The sequence below is a fragment of the Bacillus sp. ISL-77 genome (assembly GCF_018613105.1).
In genome coordinates, this window is sequence record NZ_JAGGQY010000031.1 from 19,795 (window position 1) to 36,776 (window position 16,982).

The window sequence follows — 16,982 nt, forward strand, 5'->3', positions numbered from 1 at the left end:
CCCCCTTAATATTATGGAATATTTCTATCTATGAAACTTCTTCTCGTTCACCATTTGGTACTTAAGTTCATACCTCCCCATCTTTTTAATCAAGTAAGCGCTTCACTTATTTAAAAGTATAGGTCAGTATAATTGATTAGAGAAATATAAAATATCGTTTACAGTAATACGAATCTTGTATATATTCCAATAATTCAGTCTGCTAGTTCTACCATTTTACCTTAAGTTCCTTCGATAAAATCCATTTTAGTGTAAAAAAACACCCCGCAAACGCGGAGTCTTATAAGTCTGCAATTAGAGAAAATGGTAGAAACAATATCAATAAAGACCGTTCCATGATGATGGAACGGTCTTTTTACTAATTTTTTTGGTTTGCTTAACTTATCTAGTAAACGCCGCAGGTACCCCGCCATCAACTGTTAACATACATCCAGTCGTTCTATCTGATTTTGATGAGGCAAAGAATGCGATTGATTCAGCGATATCTGAAGGATAGATATTAACTAAAAGAGTTGTACGTTTGCGATAGTGCTCTTCTAATTGATCAGGATCAATTCCATATGCTGCAGCACGCTCTTCACGCCATCTTGAACCCCAAATCGCTGAACCTTGAAGTACTGCATCTGGAAGAACAGAGTTTACACGAATTCCATATTCGCCGCCTTCAGCCGCAATACATCTTGCTAAGTGTGTTTCAAGTGCTTTCACAGAGCTGTAGGCAGCTGCATTCTTGCCAGCGTACACTGAGTTTTTCGATCCGATAAATACCATGTTACCGCCAATAGCTTGATCTTTCATTTGCTTGAATGCTTCGCGGGCAACTAAAAAGTAACCTGTACCTAATACATTCATATTTAGATTCCACTCTTTGAGAGTTGTTTCTTCGAATGGACTTGATGTTGCAAGACCTGCGTTGTTGACAATAATGTCTACACCGCCATATGTTAGTGCTGTTTGGTCAAACGCTGCTACAACTTGCTCTTCACTAGTAACATCCATCTTAACGGCAAGAGCACGATTCGCCCCGAACTTTTCATTAATTTCAGCAGCAACCTTTTCTGCACCTTCCAGATTTAGGTCAGCAAGCACAACATGTGCACCTTCAGAAACAAGACGACGAGCTGTTGCACTACCAATTCCACCCGCACCACCGGTAACAAAAGCTATTTTTCTAGAAAATTCTGCCTCTGCAGGCGCAAGTGTTAATTTATATAGCTCTAATGGCCAATATTCAACGTTGTAGGATTCATTCTCGCTTAAAGATACGAAGTTTCCTAATGTAGTAGAGCCTTTCATAACAGCAATCGCACGATGATATAATGCCCCGCTTACTCTAGAGTTGCTAACATCCTTTCCAGAGTTCACCATACCAACCCCAGGAATAAGGATGACACGTGGAGCAGGTTCAAATATTTTATCGCCTTCATTTTTGTTGCGCTCAAAGTATTCTTTGTACTGTGCTTTGAAATTGGCAATCCCTTCTTTTACACTAGCAATTAAGGCTTCTACGTCCTTCGTTTGTGGATCCCAATTGATATAAAGTGGGACCATTTTTGTGTGGACAAGATGGTCTGGACAGGCCGCACCTACTTGAGAAAGCTCTGGTGCTTGGTGACTGTTTACAAATTGAATAACATCTTCACCACGGTCAAACGTTAACAGCATTTTCTTTTCATCACTTACTGCTCCGCGGATCACTGGCATTACTTTTGCTAGGATGCTAGTTGTTTCTTCGTCGGTAAGAGATTCATATTTTTGACCGCCAAAAACTGCTGCCTCATCAATTCTTTCATTAATATATAGTTCTGCTTCATTAATAATTTCAATTGTTTTGGCATAGGACTCTTCTGAAGTTTCTCCCCACGTAACAAGTCCATGTTTCTCCATTAAGACAAGCTCCGCATTTGGGTTATTTCTTACTCCTTCTGCGATCATTTTTGAAAGTGTAAAGCCTGGCCGTACATATGGAACCCAAACAAAACGATTTCCAAAAATCTCTTCAGCAAGCTGCTTCCCATTATCAGCACAGCATAGGCTAATAATCGCATCTGGATGTGTGTGGTCTACATGGTTATATGGTAAGAACGCATGTAATAATGTTTCGATCGATGCTCTTGGATGTTTACTATCAATCATGCAATGTGAAAGATAGGACACCATATCCTCATCAGTCATTTCATCAAGTTCAAATAGTGGACGGATATCTTCTAGGTTTAGGCCTGTAAAGTTATGAGCCTTCATTGTTGCCAAATCGGAACCGCTTCCCTTTACCCACATCACTTCTATATCACGACCGCGAAAATCCTTTTCAGTTGTCTTCATCGATGTATTGCCGCCACCCCAGTTACATACGGCACGATCTGATCCAATCAAGTTGGACCGATACACTAATTCTTCTACTCCTTTTAAAACTTGTGATGCCTTTTCAGTATCCCAAAGATTCTTTACCATCTGAATACCCCCGTTTGTTTGTTAATATGTTTATTATATTCTGTTTTTATTATAAAACATTTTTGTTTATTTTTGAATATACAAAATAAATTTTTTTATTTTTTATTTATTTCCGTTTATATCTTTTTTTATCTGTTTTCTAGGATTCTTGCACAATGAATAACCAAACATCTTGTCCTAGGATTAAAGCGGACTCTAATTTATCTGCACGATTTCGACATAGACAAAACATACCCTCTACAGAAAGACCGCTACCAATTAAAGATAGCGGTCTACTCTTATTTAATAAGGTAAATTATGAAGATTTGTTTTTATTATAAATATCAAAAGCTACTGCAGCTAATAATACAAGCCCTTTAATACCTTGCTGCCAATCTATTCCTAAACCTAGTATGGACATTCCGTTATTCATGACACCCATAACAAGTCCACCAATAATAGCCCCTGGGACCGTACCTACTCCACCATATGCTGATGCCCCGCCAATAAAACATGCTGCAATCGCATCAAGTTCAAAAAGATTTCCAGCTCTAGGTGTTGCAGCATTTAATCGAGCTGCAAATAGAAGCCCAGATAGAGCCGATAACACTCCCATATTTACAAAGACCCAGAATGTAACCCGCTTTGTTTTGACCCCTGATAAACTGGCTGCTTTTTCATTTCCACCAATCGCATAAATGTGACGCCCTGCTATGGTTTTTGTTGTAATAAATTGATAAGCCAAGATTAATAAAGCCAAGATAACTAAAATATTAGGAATTCCTTCGTAAGTAGCAAGAACATACACAAATACATTAATTAAGGCAACTATTGCAATAATCTTCAAAATGAAAATTCCTATAGGTGAAACATCTAAATTGTATTTTATTTCAGCTTTTCTAATTTTCAATTCATTGAAGATTAGAATGACAGATAGCAGAGCCCCAATGACAAGAGTTAAAATATGAAGGTTCGCTCCACCAAACACATCTGGAATGAAACCTGAGCTAATTTTTTGAAATGTTTCAGGAAATGGGGCGATTGATTTGCCCTCCAACACAACCATGGTCAATCCTCTAAACAAAAGCATTCCTGCTAAAGTAACAATAAACGCAGGAATTTTGACATATGCCACCCAAAATCCTTGCCAAGCGCCAATAAGTGCACCAATTAATAATGAGATTATTATTGCGGCTGAGATCGGAACTTCATAATTAACCATTAATATAGCAGATATAGCTCCGACAAAGGCTGCTATTGAACCAACCGATAGATCAATATGTCCGGTAATAATAACTAAAATCATTCCTATTGCCAATACTAAAATATAGCTATTTTGCAAGATTAAGTTTGTAATATTTAACGGTCTTAATAAAATACCATCTGTTAGAACTTGAAAAAGAATCATAATTGAAACTAGTGCCAAAATCATACTGTATTGTCTCAAATTATTTTTGAAAAGTTGTAAAATGTGATTTACTTTTGGTTCACGAACCGCAACTTTCTCGTTTTCAGCCGTTTTATGCGTTAACGATTGCATGTTTTGCTACCCCCTAAACCATACTTTTGGTCATATATTTCATAATACGTTCTTGAGTTGCTTCTTCTTTTAAAACTTCTCCTGTTATTCTGCCCTCATTCATTACATACACTCGATCACAAATCCCAAGAATTTCTGGCAGCTCTGAAGAAATGACTAAAATCCCTTTTCCATCTGTAGCCAACTGATTAATGATTGTGTAAATTTCATACTTTGCGCCTACATCAATACCTCGAGTAGGTTCATCTAAAATCAGGATATCAGGTTCTGAAAAGATCCATTTACTCAATACAACTTTTTGTTGATTTCCACCACTCAGATTTCCAGTTTTCTGATGAATACTAGGAGTTTTAATTTTTAATTTTTCACGGAATTTTTCCGATTCAATAATTTCTTGGTTCTTATTAATAACAAATTTGTTGGTTATCTTATTAAGGCTGGCTAATGTAATGTTTTGTTTAATATCATCCATTAAGATTAACCCGTTAACCTTTCGATCTTCAGAAACATAAGCGATTCCATGTTCGATTGCCTGACTAACATTATTCAAATGGATTTCTTTACTATCTTTATATATTTGTCCCGTTATTTTCTTTCCATACGATTTCCCAAAGATACTCATTGCCAACTCTGTTCTTCCTGCGCCCATCAAGCCGGCAATACCAACAATCTCACCTTTACGAATATGAATATTCACATTATCAATTAATTTTTGATTTGCATGCATTTCGTGAAAGACATTCCAGTTTTTCACTTCAAAAATAGTATTTCCAATTTTCGCATCCCTTTTTGGATAGCGATTCGTTAATTCTCTTCCTACCATTCCTTTGATAATTCTGTCTTCTGAAATTTTGTCTACTTTCATATCTAGAGTTTCTACGGTTTGGCCGTCTCGCAAAATTGTGATGGAATCCGCCACTTTGGAAATTTCATTTAATTTATGCGATATAATAATGGCTGACATGCCCTGTTTTTTAAACTCTAATAAAAGATTTAATAGGTTTTCACTATCGTGTTCATTTAAAGCAGCAGTAGGTTCATCCAATATTAATAATTTTACATTTTTAGATAGTGCCTTCGCTATTTCCGTTAATTGTTGTTTCCCTACACCCAAGTCTGCGATTTTTGTATTTGGTGATTCGTTTAAACCTACCTTTGTCAGCAGTTCTCTCGTCCTTAACACTGTTTCATTCCAATTGATAATTCCATTTTTCGCTTGTTCGTTACCAAGGAAAATATTTTCAGCAATCGATAGATATGGAATCAATGCCAGCTCTTGATGAATAATAACAATCCCTAATTCTTCACTTTGTTTGATGTCCTTAAATTTACAAACCTTTCCATCAAACAGAATATCCCCAGTATATGAACCATGTGGATAGACACCACTCAATACTTTCATTAAAGTGGATTTCCCAGCCCCATTTTCTCCACATAAAGCGTGAATTTCGCCCTCTTTTATCTTTAAATTTACATTTTGTAGTGCTTTGACGCCTGGAAACTCTTTTGTAATATTCCTCATTTCTAAAATTATCTTTGACATGTTTCACCACAACCTCGCAATTTTATAAAATGATTTAGTGACGGTTCTTCAACTGTCACTAAATCATTTTAATCACTAATTATTTACTTAGTTCTTCCTTTTTGTAATATCCAGAATCAACTAAGACAGATTCATAGTTTGCTTTATCAACTGAAACCGGTTCAAGCAGATATGAAGGAACGACTTTTTTACCATTGTCGTACGTTTTTGTATCATTTACTTCAGCTTTTTTGCCCTTTAAAACGGCATCAGCCATAGAAACAGCTTTTTTAGCCAATTCTCTTGTGTCTTTAAACACTGTTTGTGTCTGTTCACCTTTTATTATTGATTTAATAGAAGCTAGCTCAGCATCTTGTCCAGTAATAATAGGAAGTGGTTTAGTAGCTGATCCATAACCAACACCTTTTAAAGATGATATGATCCCGATACTGATTCCATCATAAGGTGATAAAACGGCATCTACCTTGTCAGTGGTATAGTGGGCACTTAATAGATTATCCATCCTAGCTTGTGCAACTGCACCGTCCCATCTTAATGTGGCACCTTGTTCAAATGACTTTTGACCGCTTTTTACGACTAATATCCCCGATTCAATATAAGGCTTTAATACTGACATTGCCCCATCAAAAAAGAAATAGGCATTATTATCATCTGGCGATCCTGCAAACAACTCGATATTGAATGGGCCCTTTCCTGCCTTTAAACCTAATTTTTCTTCAATATAAGAGCCTTGTTGAACACCTACTTTAAAGTTGTCAAATGTTGCATAATAGCTGACATATTTACTATTTTTAATTAAACGATCATATGCAATGACTTTAATCCCTTGCTTGTTTGCTTTGTCTAAAACATCTGTTAAGGCTTCACCGTCAATTGACGCAATTACTAAAACGTTTACACCCTTCGTAATCATATTCTCAATTTGAGATACCTGATTCTCTACTACGTCTTCTGCATATTGCAAGTCCACTTTATAGCCTAACTTTTCAAATTCTTTTTTCATATTTTGACCGTCACTTACCCATCTTTCCGATGACTTTGTAGGCATCGCAAGTCCTACAAATCCACTATCTCCACTTGTACTTTTACTTCCACATGCTGCCAACGAAAATAATAAGGTTATTAACATAATTACAGACAACAACTTTTTCATCTGAATCGCCCCTTTTGTTTTTTTCATAGTTAAAGTTTTATTACTTGCTATGAATATATCACCCTGTCATTTTTTCGTCTTTTCAATAAAACAACTATTTTTATAAAAATACAACTTAACTTTAAGCGCTTTCAAAAAATACTTCATAATAAAAACAAAAATTACCCACTAGGTTTGAAAGCACTTTTTGTTCGAAATTCCCCGTAAACAAAATAGAACAGTCCAAATGATTTTATTTGGACTGTCCCTTAGTACATTCATATTTGGCTAATTAAACTATATTACTCCTATTCTTTACTAGAAATCGAACTTGAAAAACCTGCACCTTTTCGATACTGGTTGGGAGATACACCCATTACTTTTTTAAAAGCAGTACTAAAATAATGCTGTGTGTCATATCCAACTTTTCCGGCAATTTCAAGAATAGAAAGTTCTGTGGAGTTTAGCAGCATAATAGCCTTGCTGATTCGCATATTTGTAATCATACTAACAAAAGAAGTACCTAATTCCTTTTTCATTATCCTGCTTAGATAAACAGGGGATACTTGCAGATACTGTGCCAATGATTCCAATGTCAAATCTGTTTCTGAAAAATGTTCACTAAGATAGGATCTCGCACGCCGGACGATCGGTGAGATCTTTAAATTTTCATACATCATTGTTTCGCAGTGTTTATAAATTTCAGAAATCGCAAATGTTTCTCCAGTTACTTGCTCAAAGTGCATATTCGGTGTCGTGTTCAAATAATTTTTTAATTTCTTTGACAACAATAATACGACATCTTCTTGTACATTTCCCCAAATACAAACTGATATAAACCCTGAAGGGTCACGAAAAACAACTTTTTGGAAGGGTTCAAGTGCTTCAGCAACGATATCTTCTGTAAAATTAAATAATTGTTTATTATTTTCATTCAATAAAGGTTTATTGATATAAATTTCATGACATTGAATGAGACCAAACTGTTTCGGGCATTCTAGAGGCAAATGTAAGAATTTTAGTTGTTTAATAATTTCAGATTCTGTCATATTCCCTTTTAGCCATTCCTGACAAAAATTTTGCTGTAAGAGAGGGATATTTTTTATGATTTGGTCTTTCGCTAATGCTAAGTACTCACTTTGCTGTTCTCTTTCTTCCAATTGTTTTCTTATACTCTGTAGGACGTTTTGTAATTGATCAGGATTTGCGGGTTTGAGAATATAATCATTAACATTTAAGCGTAATGCTTCTTGGGCATATGTAAATTCGTCATGACCTGAAATAATTATTATTTTACAGTTTGGCAAACTCTCTCGTACATGTTTAATTAAAGTCAAACCATCCATAATTGGCATATTCAAATCTACCAGCAATATGTCTACTGAATATTCGATGGCAAGTTCGAATGCTTCTTCTCCATCTTCCGCTTCTGCTACAACCTTCATATGAAGCTCTTGCCAATCTACAGATTCACGAATTCCTTCACGTATTATCGGCTCATCATCTGCAATCAATACATTCCAATGATTTTGCACACAATTTGCTCCCCTTTCTAACTCTTTCATCGCTTCATTTTTCTCTGATGGCAGGAAGGACCACCTTTACTGTTGTACCCTTACCTAATTCACTATCAATTGATATACCATAGGCATCTCCAAAAGTCAGTTTAATTCTGGCTTGGACATTAAGCATCCCATACCCGAAATTCTCACTTCCTTTATATTGCTGAGATTGAGAAAATAACGTTCCCAATTTACTTCTTAGAGCTTCAAGCTTTTCAGGAGGAATTCCCTTCCCATCATCCATTACATGGAAAACTATATTTCCTTCATGTTCTTCTGCTTTAACGATAATATGACCAGGCCCTCTCCTTTCTTTGATTCCATGATATATGGCGTTTTCTACGATTGGCTGTAATACAAGCTTTAATACATTGATCTTTTCAACATTTGAAGCAATATTTAAGGTGTAATTTAATTTATCTTGATATCTAGCTTTTTGGATCTTTAAATAACTGTTAATATGTTCCATTTCTTCTTTTAGAGGAATTATATTGTTACCTTTACTTAACCCAATGCGGAAAAGTCTTGATAATGACTCTACCACCTCAGCAACATCTACAGCACCTTTTTTCCGGGCCAGCCAATGAATTGTGTCTAACGTATTGTATAGGAAATGAGGTTTAATATGAGCCTGAAGACTTCGTAGTTCAGCATCACGTTTTTGACGCTCTTGCAGCTCATTTAGTGTTATAAGTTTATTTAATTGAACAAGCATCGTATTAAAGCTGCGGCCAAGTAACCCGATTTCATCCATTCGTTCTCCTTTGTAACGGACAGACAAATCTCCAGATTCCGCTTTACGCATAAACGACATGAGTTGCCTGATTGGTCTTGATATAGAATAGGATAAATAATAGGAGGCCCCAAGGCCAAACAAACAAACGAAGAAGACAAAACTAATCACATAAAAATGAATTTCCCTTACCTCTAATACTGATTCTTTTGTAGAAAATACACCTACAGTTGTCCAACCAGTAAAAGGAGACTTTCTATATATGAATTGAAGCTTATTGCCTTTAACTTTTTTTGAGAAATTCCCGGATTCATTCGAATGGAGCCACTCAATAGGAATCTCGTTAAGAAAGGGCTCGGATGGTGAGTAGATATTTTCGCCTTTATCGTCAATCACCATTAAATAACCTGTTTTACCTAAGCGAACATCTTTTGTCGCTTCCGATATCACTCTGAGCTTCATATCAATTAATATTACACCCTTCACTTGCTGGGTTTCAGGGTCTAAAATTGCTCGTACAACTGATACAACCTCGTCATCCTTGTAATGTATATGGCTAGTTATGTTTCTGCTGAATGGGTGCCCTAAGATTTTGAAAATCCCTTCACTTTTCACAGCAGCTTGATACCACGCCTCTTCAGTGAGGCTTTTCATCGAGCGGGTATACATGTCGTTACTGATGTACTGACCATTGCTGTTTACCACAAGAATGCCTGCTACTTCTGGATACAACGTTGTAAGCCCTTGCAGAAATGTTCGTATCTCATAATCATCCTTTACCCCTTGGCTTTGCTCGCTTTTTTTCTCGTACAAAAATTGTTTAATTTCCGGGTTAAAAGCTATCAAATAACTCATGTTTTGCATGTTACCGGCATAGAAATCCAGTGTTTTATTGACTTGACCAATTAACTGCAGTGTATTTTGGTTCACTTGTCTCTCTATAATGCGGTCTACAGTCCATCCTGTCAGAAACCCAAGACCAATAGATGGAAGAATACTGATTAACATTAAAAGAACAATTAACTTAAATCGGATAGGAAGGTTGTTAATTTTAAAAAAAAAATTTTTGTCCAATATCTTCGAATCTCTCATTTTCTTGGCGGCTCACTTTGCATAGTAATTTTCTAAATTTTCTTTAGTAACAATAGAAATCCCTGTATCAACATATGATGTCATTGGAGGTTTATCGGAAAATTCACGTTTTATTATTGGAGAATTTTTATGTTGGAGATCAAATAAAAACAGTAAAGACCAAAAACCCATCCTCCAGGTACCTTGAGCCAAGGTTGCAGATATGGTACCATCTTTAATCAGATCCAGAGTTTGTTTATCTGTATCAAAACTTACAATTTTCACTTTTTGATTCTTCTTGAGGAGACTGACGGCTTTACCGACCCCAACCCCTCCATTGGCTTCAGTAGCAAAAATACCCTTCAAATCTGGATACTTCTTTAAGAGGTTCAATGCGACCTTGCTTGAAACAAGCTGATCCCCCTTTCCATCTTTTACTGCTATCACCTCTACCCCAGTAGTTTCTTTCTTAATTGTGTCTAAAAATCCTTTTGTTCTTTCTTGATGATTTAATTGATTGGGAGATGTAATGACAGCCACTTTTCCTTTTCTCCCAATTAGTTCAATTAACTTATGAGCTGCAGTTATACCAGCTTTATAATTATCAGTCCCCAAAAAAGAAGACACCTTGTCCAATGCAGCGCCTGAATCGAATAAAACTACAGGAATACCCATATCCCGTGCTTTTTCAAAAGTTTTAGCTAATGCGTCAGGGTCGATAGCGGATATCGCAATTCCCGCAGGCTTTTTGGCAATCACCTGTTCCATCACAGTAATTTGTTCATGTATATCATGCTGCGTAGCCCCCCGGTATTCAACTGATACATTCAATTTCTGAGCTGCATCCTCAAACCCTTTTAAAGAGTTCTTCCAATAATCAATTCCTGACTGGAATGTAACCATTACGAACTTCTCACTAAATTCTCCCTGACCTTCTCCTTGCGTTAGTTGGGATAAATGCGACTCATTAATATGATAGTTATATAAGTATAGAAAGTAGACGATAAATAAGAAGGCATAGATTTGTAATAGCTTTTTCAATTATGAATCCCCTTTCAAAAAACTATCAACTTATGTATTCTGTTTACTAAAATCACTAGTGTCATTTTTATAAAAGCCCTTACATTTCAATGATTGGAAGATTCATTGAGCATAAGTTTCAATTATTGCATCATTACTATATTCTTAGCTAATAGCTGATTTATTTTTACTAACTCTGGATCAGAAAGTTCTTTATCTTTGCCATATCATACATTTTCCTGCGATAACTCTCAATACTTTTTTCTTAAAAAAATGCTTTTCTCAAAAATCTTTAACCCTTTTATCCTTGCATACATTTTGGTCTTATTAAAAAGAAGCTTTGTTAATTCCCCACTCAGGAAATAACAAAGCTTCTCAGGTACTAGTAGGAGTCAGGCTTATTTTTACTCTTGTACAATCTGGTAAAGTTCATTTCGATCAATGATGCTGCCTGTAAATTCATGCGTCAACTTTCCATCCTCGTTAAAAATAAACGTTTTGTTATCATGTAAAACTTCCGAATTCTTTTTTTCAAAATGTTAAATTGGCACTCACTTCGTCACCCTCAATCCGAATAATGCGGGGTTGGCGCATGAATTATTCATGCGCCTTTTTCAATCATCAATAGGCCTTGAGTTTATCTTTCTCATCAACCTGTAGTCTAGAAAGCATCGGCCTGTTGTTCTTCCACTCCACATGAACTGGAAGATTGAAAAACGCCGTTAGTTTTTGACTAGATATCAATTCACATGTCTTTCCATCTGCAAAAACTTGTCCCTCTTTTAGTAATAAGGTTTTAGTGAAAACTGGTAAAATTTCTTCGATATGATGTGTTACATAAATCAATGTCGGAGCACCGGGATTTTCTGCAATTTTTTCAATCGATTCTAACAGTTGTTCGCGCGCGATAAAATCCAATCCATTCGTAGGTTCATCGAGAATGAGCAAAGAAGGTTCAGCCATCAACGCACGAGCAATTAAGACACGTTGCTTTTCCCCTTGTGATAATTTTTCGTAATTTCGGTTCGCATACCTTATACAACCAAGTGTCTCCAATAGTTCAACAGCCTTTTTTCTCATTTCATCTGTCGGTGTTTCGTAAAGACCGATGGAAGCAAAGGCACCACTTAAGACAACCTCAAACGCATTATCCCCTGGATGAAATTTTTCCTGAAGGGATGAAGAGACAAATCCGATCTGTTTACGCAGTTTCTCACTTAGATAGGTTTTCCCAAATTCCATCCCCAGTACAGTTACTTTTCCTTTTGTCGGGAAATAATAGGCATTTATTAAATTTAATATGGCTGTCTTACCCGAGCCATTTAATCCAAATAAAACCCAGTTTTCTCCTCTATTAATCTTCCAATTTATATCTTGTATAATCCAATTTCCTTCTCGTAATAACGAGACATTTTCAAGCTTTAAAACCATCATTAATACTCCTTTCTATCATTCGTAGGTTGAATATAAAATTTTGGTAACCCTATTGTACCAAATTTTCAGAAAACAAAAAATAAGTCCCACCAAAATGAGGACTTAAAAAAGGGCTATGAATCTTTTAGATGTTTATTCCTTAAACAAGGACCTTTTTCAGTTTTTCCGTAAGTGCTGGTATCACTGTTTTGTAGTCGGCGATTACACCGAAATTGGCCCGTTTAAAAATGGGTGCTTCTGAATCTGTGTTGATGGCAACAACGGTCTTCGCACTGGTAATGCCTGCTAGATGCTGGCTGGCACCGGATATTCCGACCGCAATATAAAGGTCTGGAGCAACAACAGCCCCCGTTTGTCCTACCTGCAGGTTAGAAGGAACCCATCCAGCGTCACATGCTGCCCTTGAAGCACCGACTGTCCCGCCCAGTAGTTCTGCAAGGGACTGCAAATCTTGAAAGCCTTCAGATCCGCCAAGACCTCGACCGCCGGAGACAATAATTGTAGCATCCTCAAGACGGATATCTGACAAGGCCGACTGAATCTTCACCACCAGTTTTGTTAAAACGACTTCCTCTGGAACGGAGTAATCAACAGAAATGATTTCACCTATGCGTGTTGAATCAGGTACAGCCAGTTCCTGACTCTTTTGGCGAATGCCTACAACCACCTTAGGACGTGTAGTTGAATACTCCCCATATGCTTTATCACCATAAATTGGGCGCACCCATGTCAGCTTTCCGCCTTCAGTTCTAAAATCAGTCACCTCTGTTATGGCAGATGCGCCAATTCGTGTAGCCAGTCGACCTACAAGATCCTTACCCATTCTATCGAAGGAGAGGAGCAGCGTATCGGCATCAGATTGTTGGAAAACAGTGAAGAGGCTATCTACGTAAAGTTCAACCTGATATTCAGAAAGTAAAGGATTATTAATGGTATATACTTTGCTTGCTCCAAAGGCAATTGCTTCCTTTGCACCAGCCTCAGTTGCGGGTCCAACCAAGACAGCCTCCACACTTCCGGCGGTGGCACTTGCCAATCGACTGCCGAATGCCAGTGCTTCCTTGGCACCAGGGCTTAGTGATTCTTCTTGCTGATTTGTAAAGATAAGGATTTTGGACATAGTTTGAGACCTCCTATAATATCTTGAGTGCCAAGAGCTTGTCAGTCAATTCAGCTGCGAGCTCTGAGCCATCGCTGCCAGAAAGGATTTCGCAATTGACATCTCTGTTTAGGACGTAGGCCCGCTCCAATTTAGCGCCCGACTGACACCGAACATGATCTAAATCAATATCATCTGATTCAAATCGGGTAATTGGCTTGCTCCTCGCAAGTCGGATATCTTTAACCTTAGGGAGGCGAGGGACATTTGCCTCATAACTGATAATTGTAAAAACAGCTGGAAACGGAACACTCGCCACAGTATAACCGCCTTCTGCTTCGCAAGTAGACTTCACTCTGTCTTCATCCAGTTCAAGTTCGGAGACAAGCGTCACACAAGGAATCCCAAGTTCTTCTGCCATGACTGGTCCAACAAGGCCTTCCTCAATGTCACTTGCTTGATATCCGGTCAGTACAAGCTCCGCACCACCAAGGGTTTTGATTGTTTGCGCAAGGATATGTCCAACGGCCTGACCGTCGAGATTTTCCCACTCCGAATCCCAAATTCGTACGGCAGCGTTTGCCGTGAAGGCAAAGGCTCGACGCAGCACTTCCTCCGAGGATTCGTCACCCAGGCAGATGGCAGTCACCGTAGCACCCGGTGTTTTATCTCGAAGTTGAATAGCCAATTCAAGTGCGTTCTCGGCAAAAGAGTCCAAAACCATGTCGGAATCTCCATTCACCGGACGATTGGTCTCTGGGTCAATTTGAAAATAACGCGGAGTAATTTCCGGATCAAGAACATGCTTTAGGCATACGACGATATGCATCTCTAGTTCACCTCTTGTCTTTTTATTTGGTTAACCTTTTACTTCTACTCCTGCCCTTACTGCTAATCCTCGCTGGTTAGTAGGATTTGGGTATGGATCTAATGCGTACATTTCTCGTAATCGTGCAACCGCTTCTGCTGGTGGTTTTGAGTTGTAGTAACCGCGCCGGGTCATATATACTCCTGACACTCTTTTTAGGTCCGCTAGTGATTCGCACATCTTGATTCCGGCACCAAATGAGTCAACGACAGGTACGTCACCAATCCTTGAAATCCCGAAGGTTGCAAGGAAAACGTTCATCGGCCCCTCTCCTGGGACAATCACATCGGCTCCTTGAGAGATGGCAGTCTCGGCTGCTCTTCGAAATGCTGCAATAACTGGCTCAGGATTATTGAAGCCTGCGAGCACATCATCAAAGCCTGACTCCAGCGGAACAATAGGTCCGAGCTTTTCGCCGAGGCCGTACCGGGCGGCGTTTTGTCTAAGTTCGTCTGCCAATGGGGTTAAAAAATTGACTACTCCGATACGGTCTCCAAGCATGGATGCCATATGGAAGGAGGCTTGCCCATAACCAACCACAGGGATATCAACGAGCGTGCGTGCCTCCAAAAGACCTACGTCAGGAATGGTCCCAATAAACATCGCATCGTATCCTGCGGCTTCAGCCATTAATGCAGCACGAACGAACTGCTCCCGGTGCAAGTTCTGCAGGTAGAAATGAGTAATAAAATGCCCGGGGTAATGTGTGGGATATGTCTCTTCAGACATGCCATGTAGAACGACCTCCACGTCTGGTCGTGCAATCTTCCGCACATGGTTCATGATTGCATCTCGGTATTGAGGAACCCGGTCAATCGTGGTTAGGCTCTGATGCCAGATTTTCATAAAATTTACCTCCTTTTTGTGCTTTTTTCGAAAATATATATAAAAAGTTCGTTTTTGTTATTAGATTTGTTTCAAAAAAGTGTATCGATGTTTATTTTTGCGGAAATTCATCGTTTGTTAGTGAAATTTAATAGTCTATAAGCGAATTCTCAAGCCATATCAGCGGATTTCCCAGTTCTATCAGTGAATCTAATTTTATGAGCGAATTTAACCATTTTATGGGCGAATTCACCAATCTTATGAGCGAATTTTTTAGTTTTATGGGCGAATTCACCCATTCTATGAGCGAATACTAATCTGAGCCTTTCCAAGCCCATGCAATTCAATTATTTTACTGTTACCTCTTTCAATGCCTCTTGGACTGCTATCCGTCCAAAGACCGCACATTTCCCTAAAGAACTTCCGGTCATGTAACCTGCCCCGTGGAATCCACCAGTCACTTCTCCAGCTGCAAACAATCCTGGAATGGGCTCACCGTATGGATTCACCACTTGTGCCGCTGAGTTCACCGACACCCCTGCGTATGTTGCCAGCATCGCAACTGTCGACTCAAATGCATAGAATGGTGCCTTCTCAATTGGTGTTGGTTTTCCATAGTTATGTGTTAATGACTTCCTGCCGAATTCAGGATCTTCTCCATCCTCAATTCCTTGATTGTATTTGGAGATCGTTTCTTCAAAAACCTCAAGTGGTACATCAATACAGTCAGCCAAATCCTCCAATGTGTCCGCCTGGTACAGAAGGCGGCGGCGCTTCAGTAATTCCAAATCATAGAGAGGATCATCATGTACACTCTTGTTCATTACCGTTTGGTCCCAAACTTGGAAACTAACTTGGTCAGGCTGCTCGAAAGCAGCCTTTCCTAATAGTTTATAAGAAATAGACTCGTTAACGAACCGTTTCCCAAATTGGTTGACCATGATTGCACCCTTGTAGAAGGCTAACCCTTGAGACTTTACTGGTCCAGCAGCTGTAGGATGAAATCCATAGGTCCCATTCAGGTATGGTAAATCCTTTAACCAGGCCCCATGCTCACATGCCATCCGTATTCCGTCCCCATGATTTCCACGGCCGCCAATCCTTAGTGCTCCCTTTAATTGGGGAGCAAACTGCCCTAAAAGATCTTCGCTTTTTGCAAACCCTCCTGATGCAATGATTACCCCTTTGGAGGCATGCACAAATTGCTCTACCCCTTCGGCCACATATAAAACACGATCAATCCGACTATCGTCATTTTTCAATAGTCTTCGTGCCGGAGCATTAAATCGAATGGTCACGTTTGACATCTGCTTAACCCTTCGGTTAAGTGTTTGAATCGCTTGGTGTGGGTCAATAATATGTCCGCGGGGAACACTGTGACCGCTAACCGCTTCGAGTGAGCGGAACTCAACACCGTGCTCAATAAGCCAATTATATGTCTCTAATTGGTGCTGGCCATAGGCTTCAACAAGTGCCTGTTCATTCACCCCGCCGCCGACCTCGATCATGTCATCCAATAACGACTCAGTCGAATCGATGATACCTGCCTTCTCTTGCATATCTGTTCCGGCAAAGGCCATATACCCTGAGCTAAGAACCGTACTTCCGCCCAGTTCATCCTGTTTCTCAAGGAGCAGGACGTGTGCACCCGCTTCACCTGCAGCAACAGCAGCACACATCCCCGCTAGTCCGCCGCCTAAAATAATCAAATCATAGGTTTCCATC

12 protein-coding genes are annotated in these 16,982 nt (G+C 38.7%); all 12 read right to left on the reverse strand.

All coding sequences use genetic code 11. The annotated features are described in order from the left end of the window. Positions 1-381: 381 nt before the first annotated feature. Positions 382-2,451 carry a bifunctional aldolase/short-chain dehydrogenase gene (locus J7E77_RS11400; RefSeq protein ID WP_214714402.1) on the reverse strand — a complete coding sequence of 690 codons (2,070 nt, stop codon included), beginning with the start codon at positions 2,449-2,451 and terminating at the stop codon, positions 382-384. Between the two features lie 295 nt (positions 2,452-2,746). After that, positions 2,747-3,862, reverse strand: a complete 1,116-nt coding sequence (gene mmsB / locus J7E77_RS11405) for a multiple monosaccharide ABC transporter permease (RefSeq protein ID WP_251028053.1) — start codon at positions 3,860-3,862, stop codon at positions 2,747-2,749. 121 nt (positions 3,863-3,983) lie between these two features. Next, a complete protein-coding gene (mmsA, locus tag J7E77_RS11410; protein ID WP_214714406.1) occupies positions 3,984-5,513 on the reverse strand; it encodes a multiple monosaccharide ABC transporter ATP-binding protein in 1,530 nt (509 codons plus the stop codon). A gap of 79 nt (positions 5,514-5,592) precedes the next feature. Continuing rightward, positions 5,593-6,666, reverse strand: a complete 1,074-nt coding sequence (gene chvE, locus J7E77_RS11415) for a multiple monosaccharide ABC transporter substrate-binding protein (protein ID WP_214714408.1) — start codon at positions 6,664-6,666, stop codon at positions 5,593-5,595. A gap of 287 nt (positions 6,667-6,953) precedes the next feature. Continuing rightward, a complete protein-coding gene (locus J7E77_RS11420) occupies positions 6,954-8,210 on the reverse strand; it encodes a response regulator transcription factor (RefSeq protein ID WP_251028051.1) in 1,257 nt (418 codons plus the stop codon). 4 nt (positions 8,211-8,214) lie between these two features. After that, positions 8,215-9,948, reverse strand: a complete 1,734-nt coding sequence (locus tag J7E77_RS11425) for a cache domain-containing sensor histidine kinase (RefSeq protein WP_251026596.1) — start codon at positions 9,946-9,948, stop codon at positions 8,215-8,217. Positions 9,949-10,044: 96 nt separating this feature from the next. Further along, positions 10,045-11,052: a substrate-binding domain-containing protein gene (locus tag J7E77_RS11430; RefSeq protein ID WP_214714413.1), complete on the reverse strand. Its 1,008-nt coding sequence runs from the start codon at positions 11,050-11,052 to the stop codon at positions 10,045-10,047. A 600-nt stretch (positions 11,053-11,652) separates the two neighbouring features. Then, positions 11,653-12,462, reverse strand: a complete 810-nt coding sequence (locus tag J7E77_RS11435; protein WP_214714415.1) for an ABC transporter ATP-binding protein — start codon at positions 12,460-12,462, stop codon at positions 11,653-11,655. 142 nt (positions 12,463-12,604) lie between these two features. Further along, positions 12,605-13,585 (reverse strand): electron transfer flavoprotein subunit alpha/FixB family protein, encoded by a 981-nt coding sequence (locus J7E77_RS11440; RefSeq protein WP_214714417.1) that lies wholly within the window; start codon positions 13,583-13,585, stop codon positions 12,605-12,607. A 13-nt stretch (positions 13,586-13,598) separates the two neighbouring features. Continuing rightward, on the reverse strand, positions 13,599-14,393 hold the full coding sequence (locus J7E77_RS11445; RefSeq protein WP_214714419.1) for an electron transfer flavoprotein subunit beta/FixA family protein: 795 nt from the start codon (positions 14,391-14,393) through the stop codon (positions 13,599-13,601). 30 nt (positions 14,394-14,423) lie between these two features. Further along, positions 14,424-15,278, reverse strand: coding sequence for an aspartate/glutamate racemase family protein (locus J7E77_RS11450; RefSeq protein WP_214714421.1), 855 nt, complete (start codon positions 15,276-15,278; stop codon positions 14,424-14,426). A 326-nt stretch (positions 15,279-15,604) separates the two neighbouring features. Beyond that, on the reverse strand, positions 15,605-16,981 hold the full coding sequence (locus J7E77_RS11455) for an FAD-dependent oxidoreductase (RefSeq protein ID WP_214714423.1): 1,377 nt from the start codon (positions 16,979-16,981) through the stop codon (positions 15,605-15,607). Between the last annotated feature and the right edge of the window lies 1 nt (position 16,982).

Bases quoted from the DNA above. Each gene is read 5' to 3' on its own strand.
- J7E77_RS11400 (WP_214714402.1), bottom strand. From the start codon at position 2,451: ATGGTAAAGAATCTTTGGGATACTGAAAAGGCATCACAAGTTTTAAAA.
- J7E77_RS11455 (WP_214714423.1), bottom strand. From the start codon at position 16,981: ATGGAAACCTATGATTTGATTATTTTAGGCGGCGGACTAGCGGGGATG.
- chvE (WP_214714408.1), bottom strand. From the start codon at position 6,666: ATGAAAAAGTTGTTGTCTGTAATTATGTTAATAACCTTATTATTTTCG.
- J7E77_RS11420 (WP_251028051.1), bottom strand. From the start codon at position 8,210: ATGAAAGAGTTAGAAAGGGGAGCAAATTGTGTGCAAAATCATTGGAAT.
- mmsB (WP_251028053.1), bottom strand. From the start codon at position 3,862: ATGATTTTGGCACTAGTTTCAATTATGATTCTTTTTCAAGTTCTAACA.
- J7E77_RS11450 (WP_214714421.1), bottom strand. From the start codon at position 15,278: ATGAAAATCTGGCATCAGAGCCTAACCACGATTGACCGGGTTCCTCAA.
- J7E77_RS11435 (WP_214714415.1), bottom strand. From the start codon at position 12,462: ATGGTTTTAAAGCTTGAAAATGTCTCGTTATTACGAGAAGGAAATTGG.
- mmsA (WP_214714406.1), bottom strand. From the start codon at position 5,513: ATGTCAAAGATAATTTTAGAAATGAGGAATATTACAAAAGAGTTTCCA.
- J7E77_RS11445 (WP_214714419.1), bottom strand. From the start codon at position 14,393: ATGCATATCGTCGTATGCCTAAAGCATGTTCTTGATCCGGAAATTACT.
- J7E77_RS11425 (WP_251026596.1), bottom strand. From the start codon at position 9,948: ATGTTAATCAGTATTCTTCCATCTATTGGTCTTGGGTTTCTGACAGGA.
- J7E77_RS11440 (WP_214714417.1), bottom strand. From the start codon at position 13,585: ATGTCCAAAATCCTTATCTTTACAAATCAGCAAGAAGAATCACTAAGC.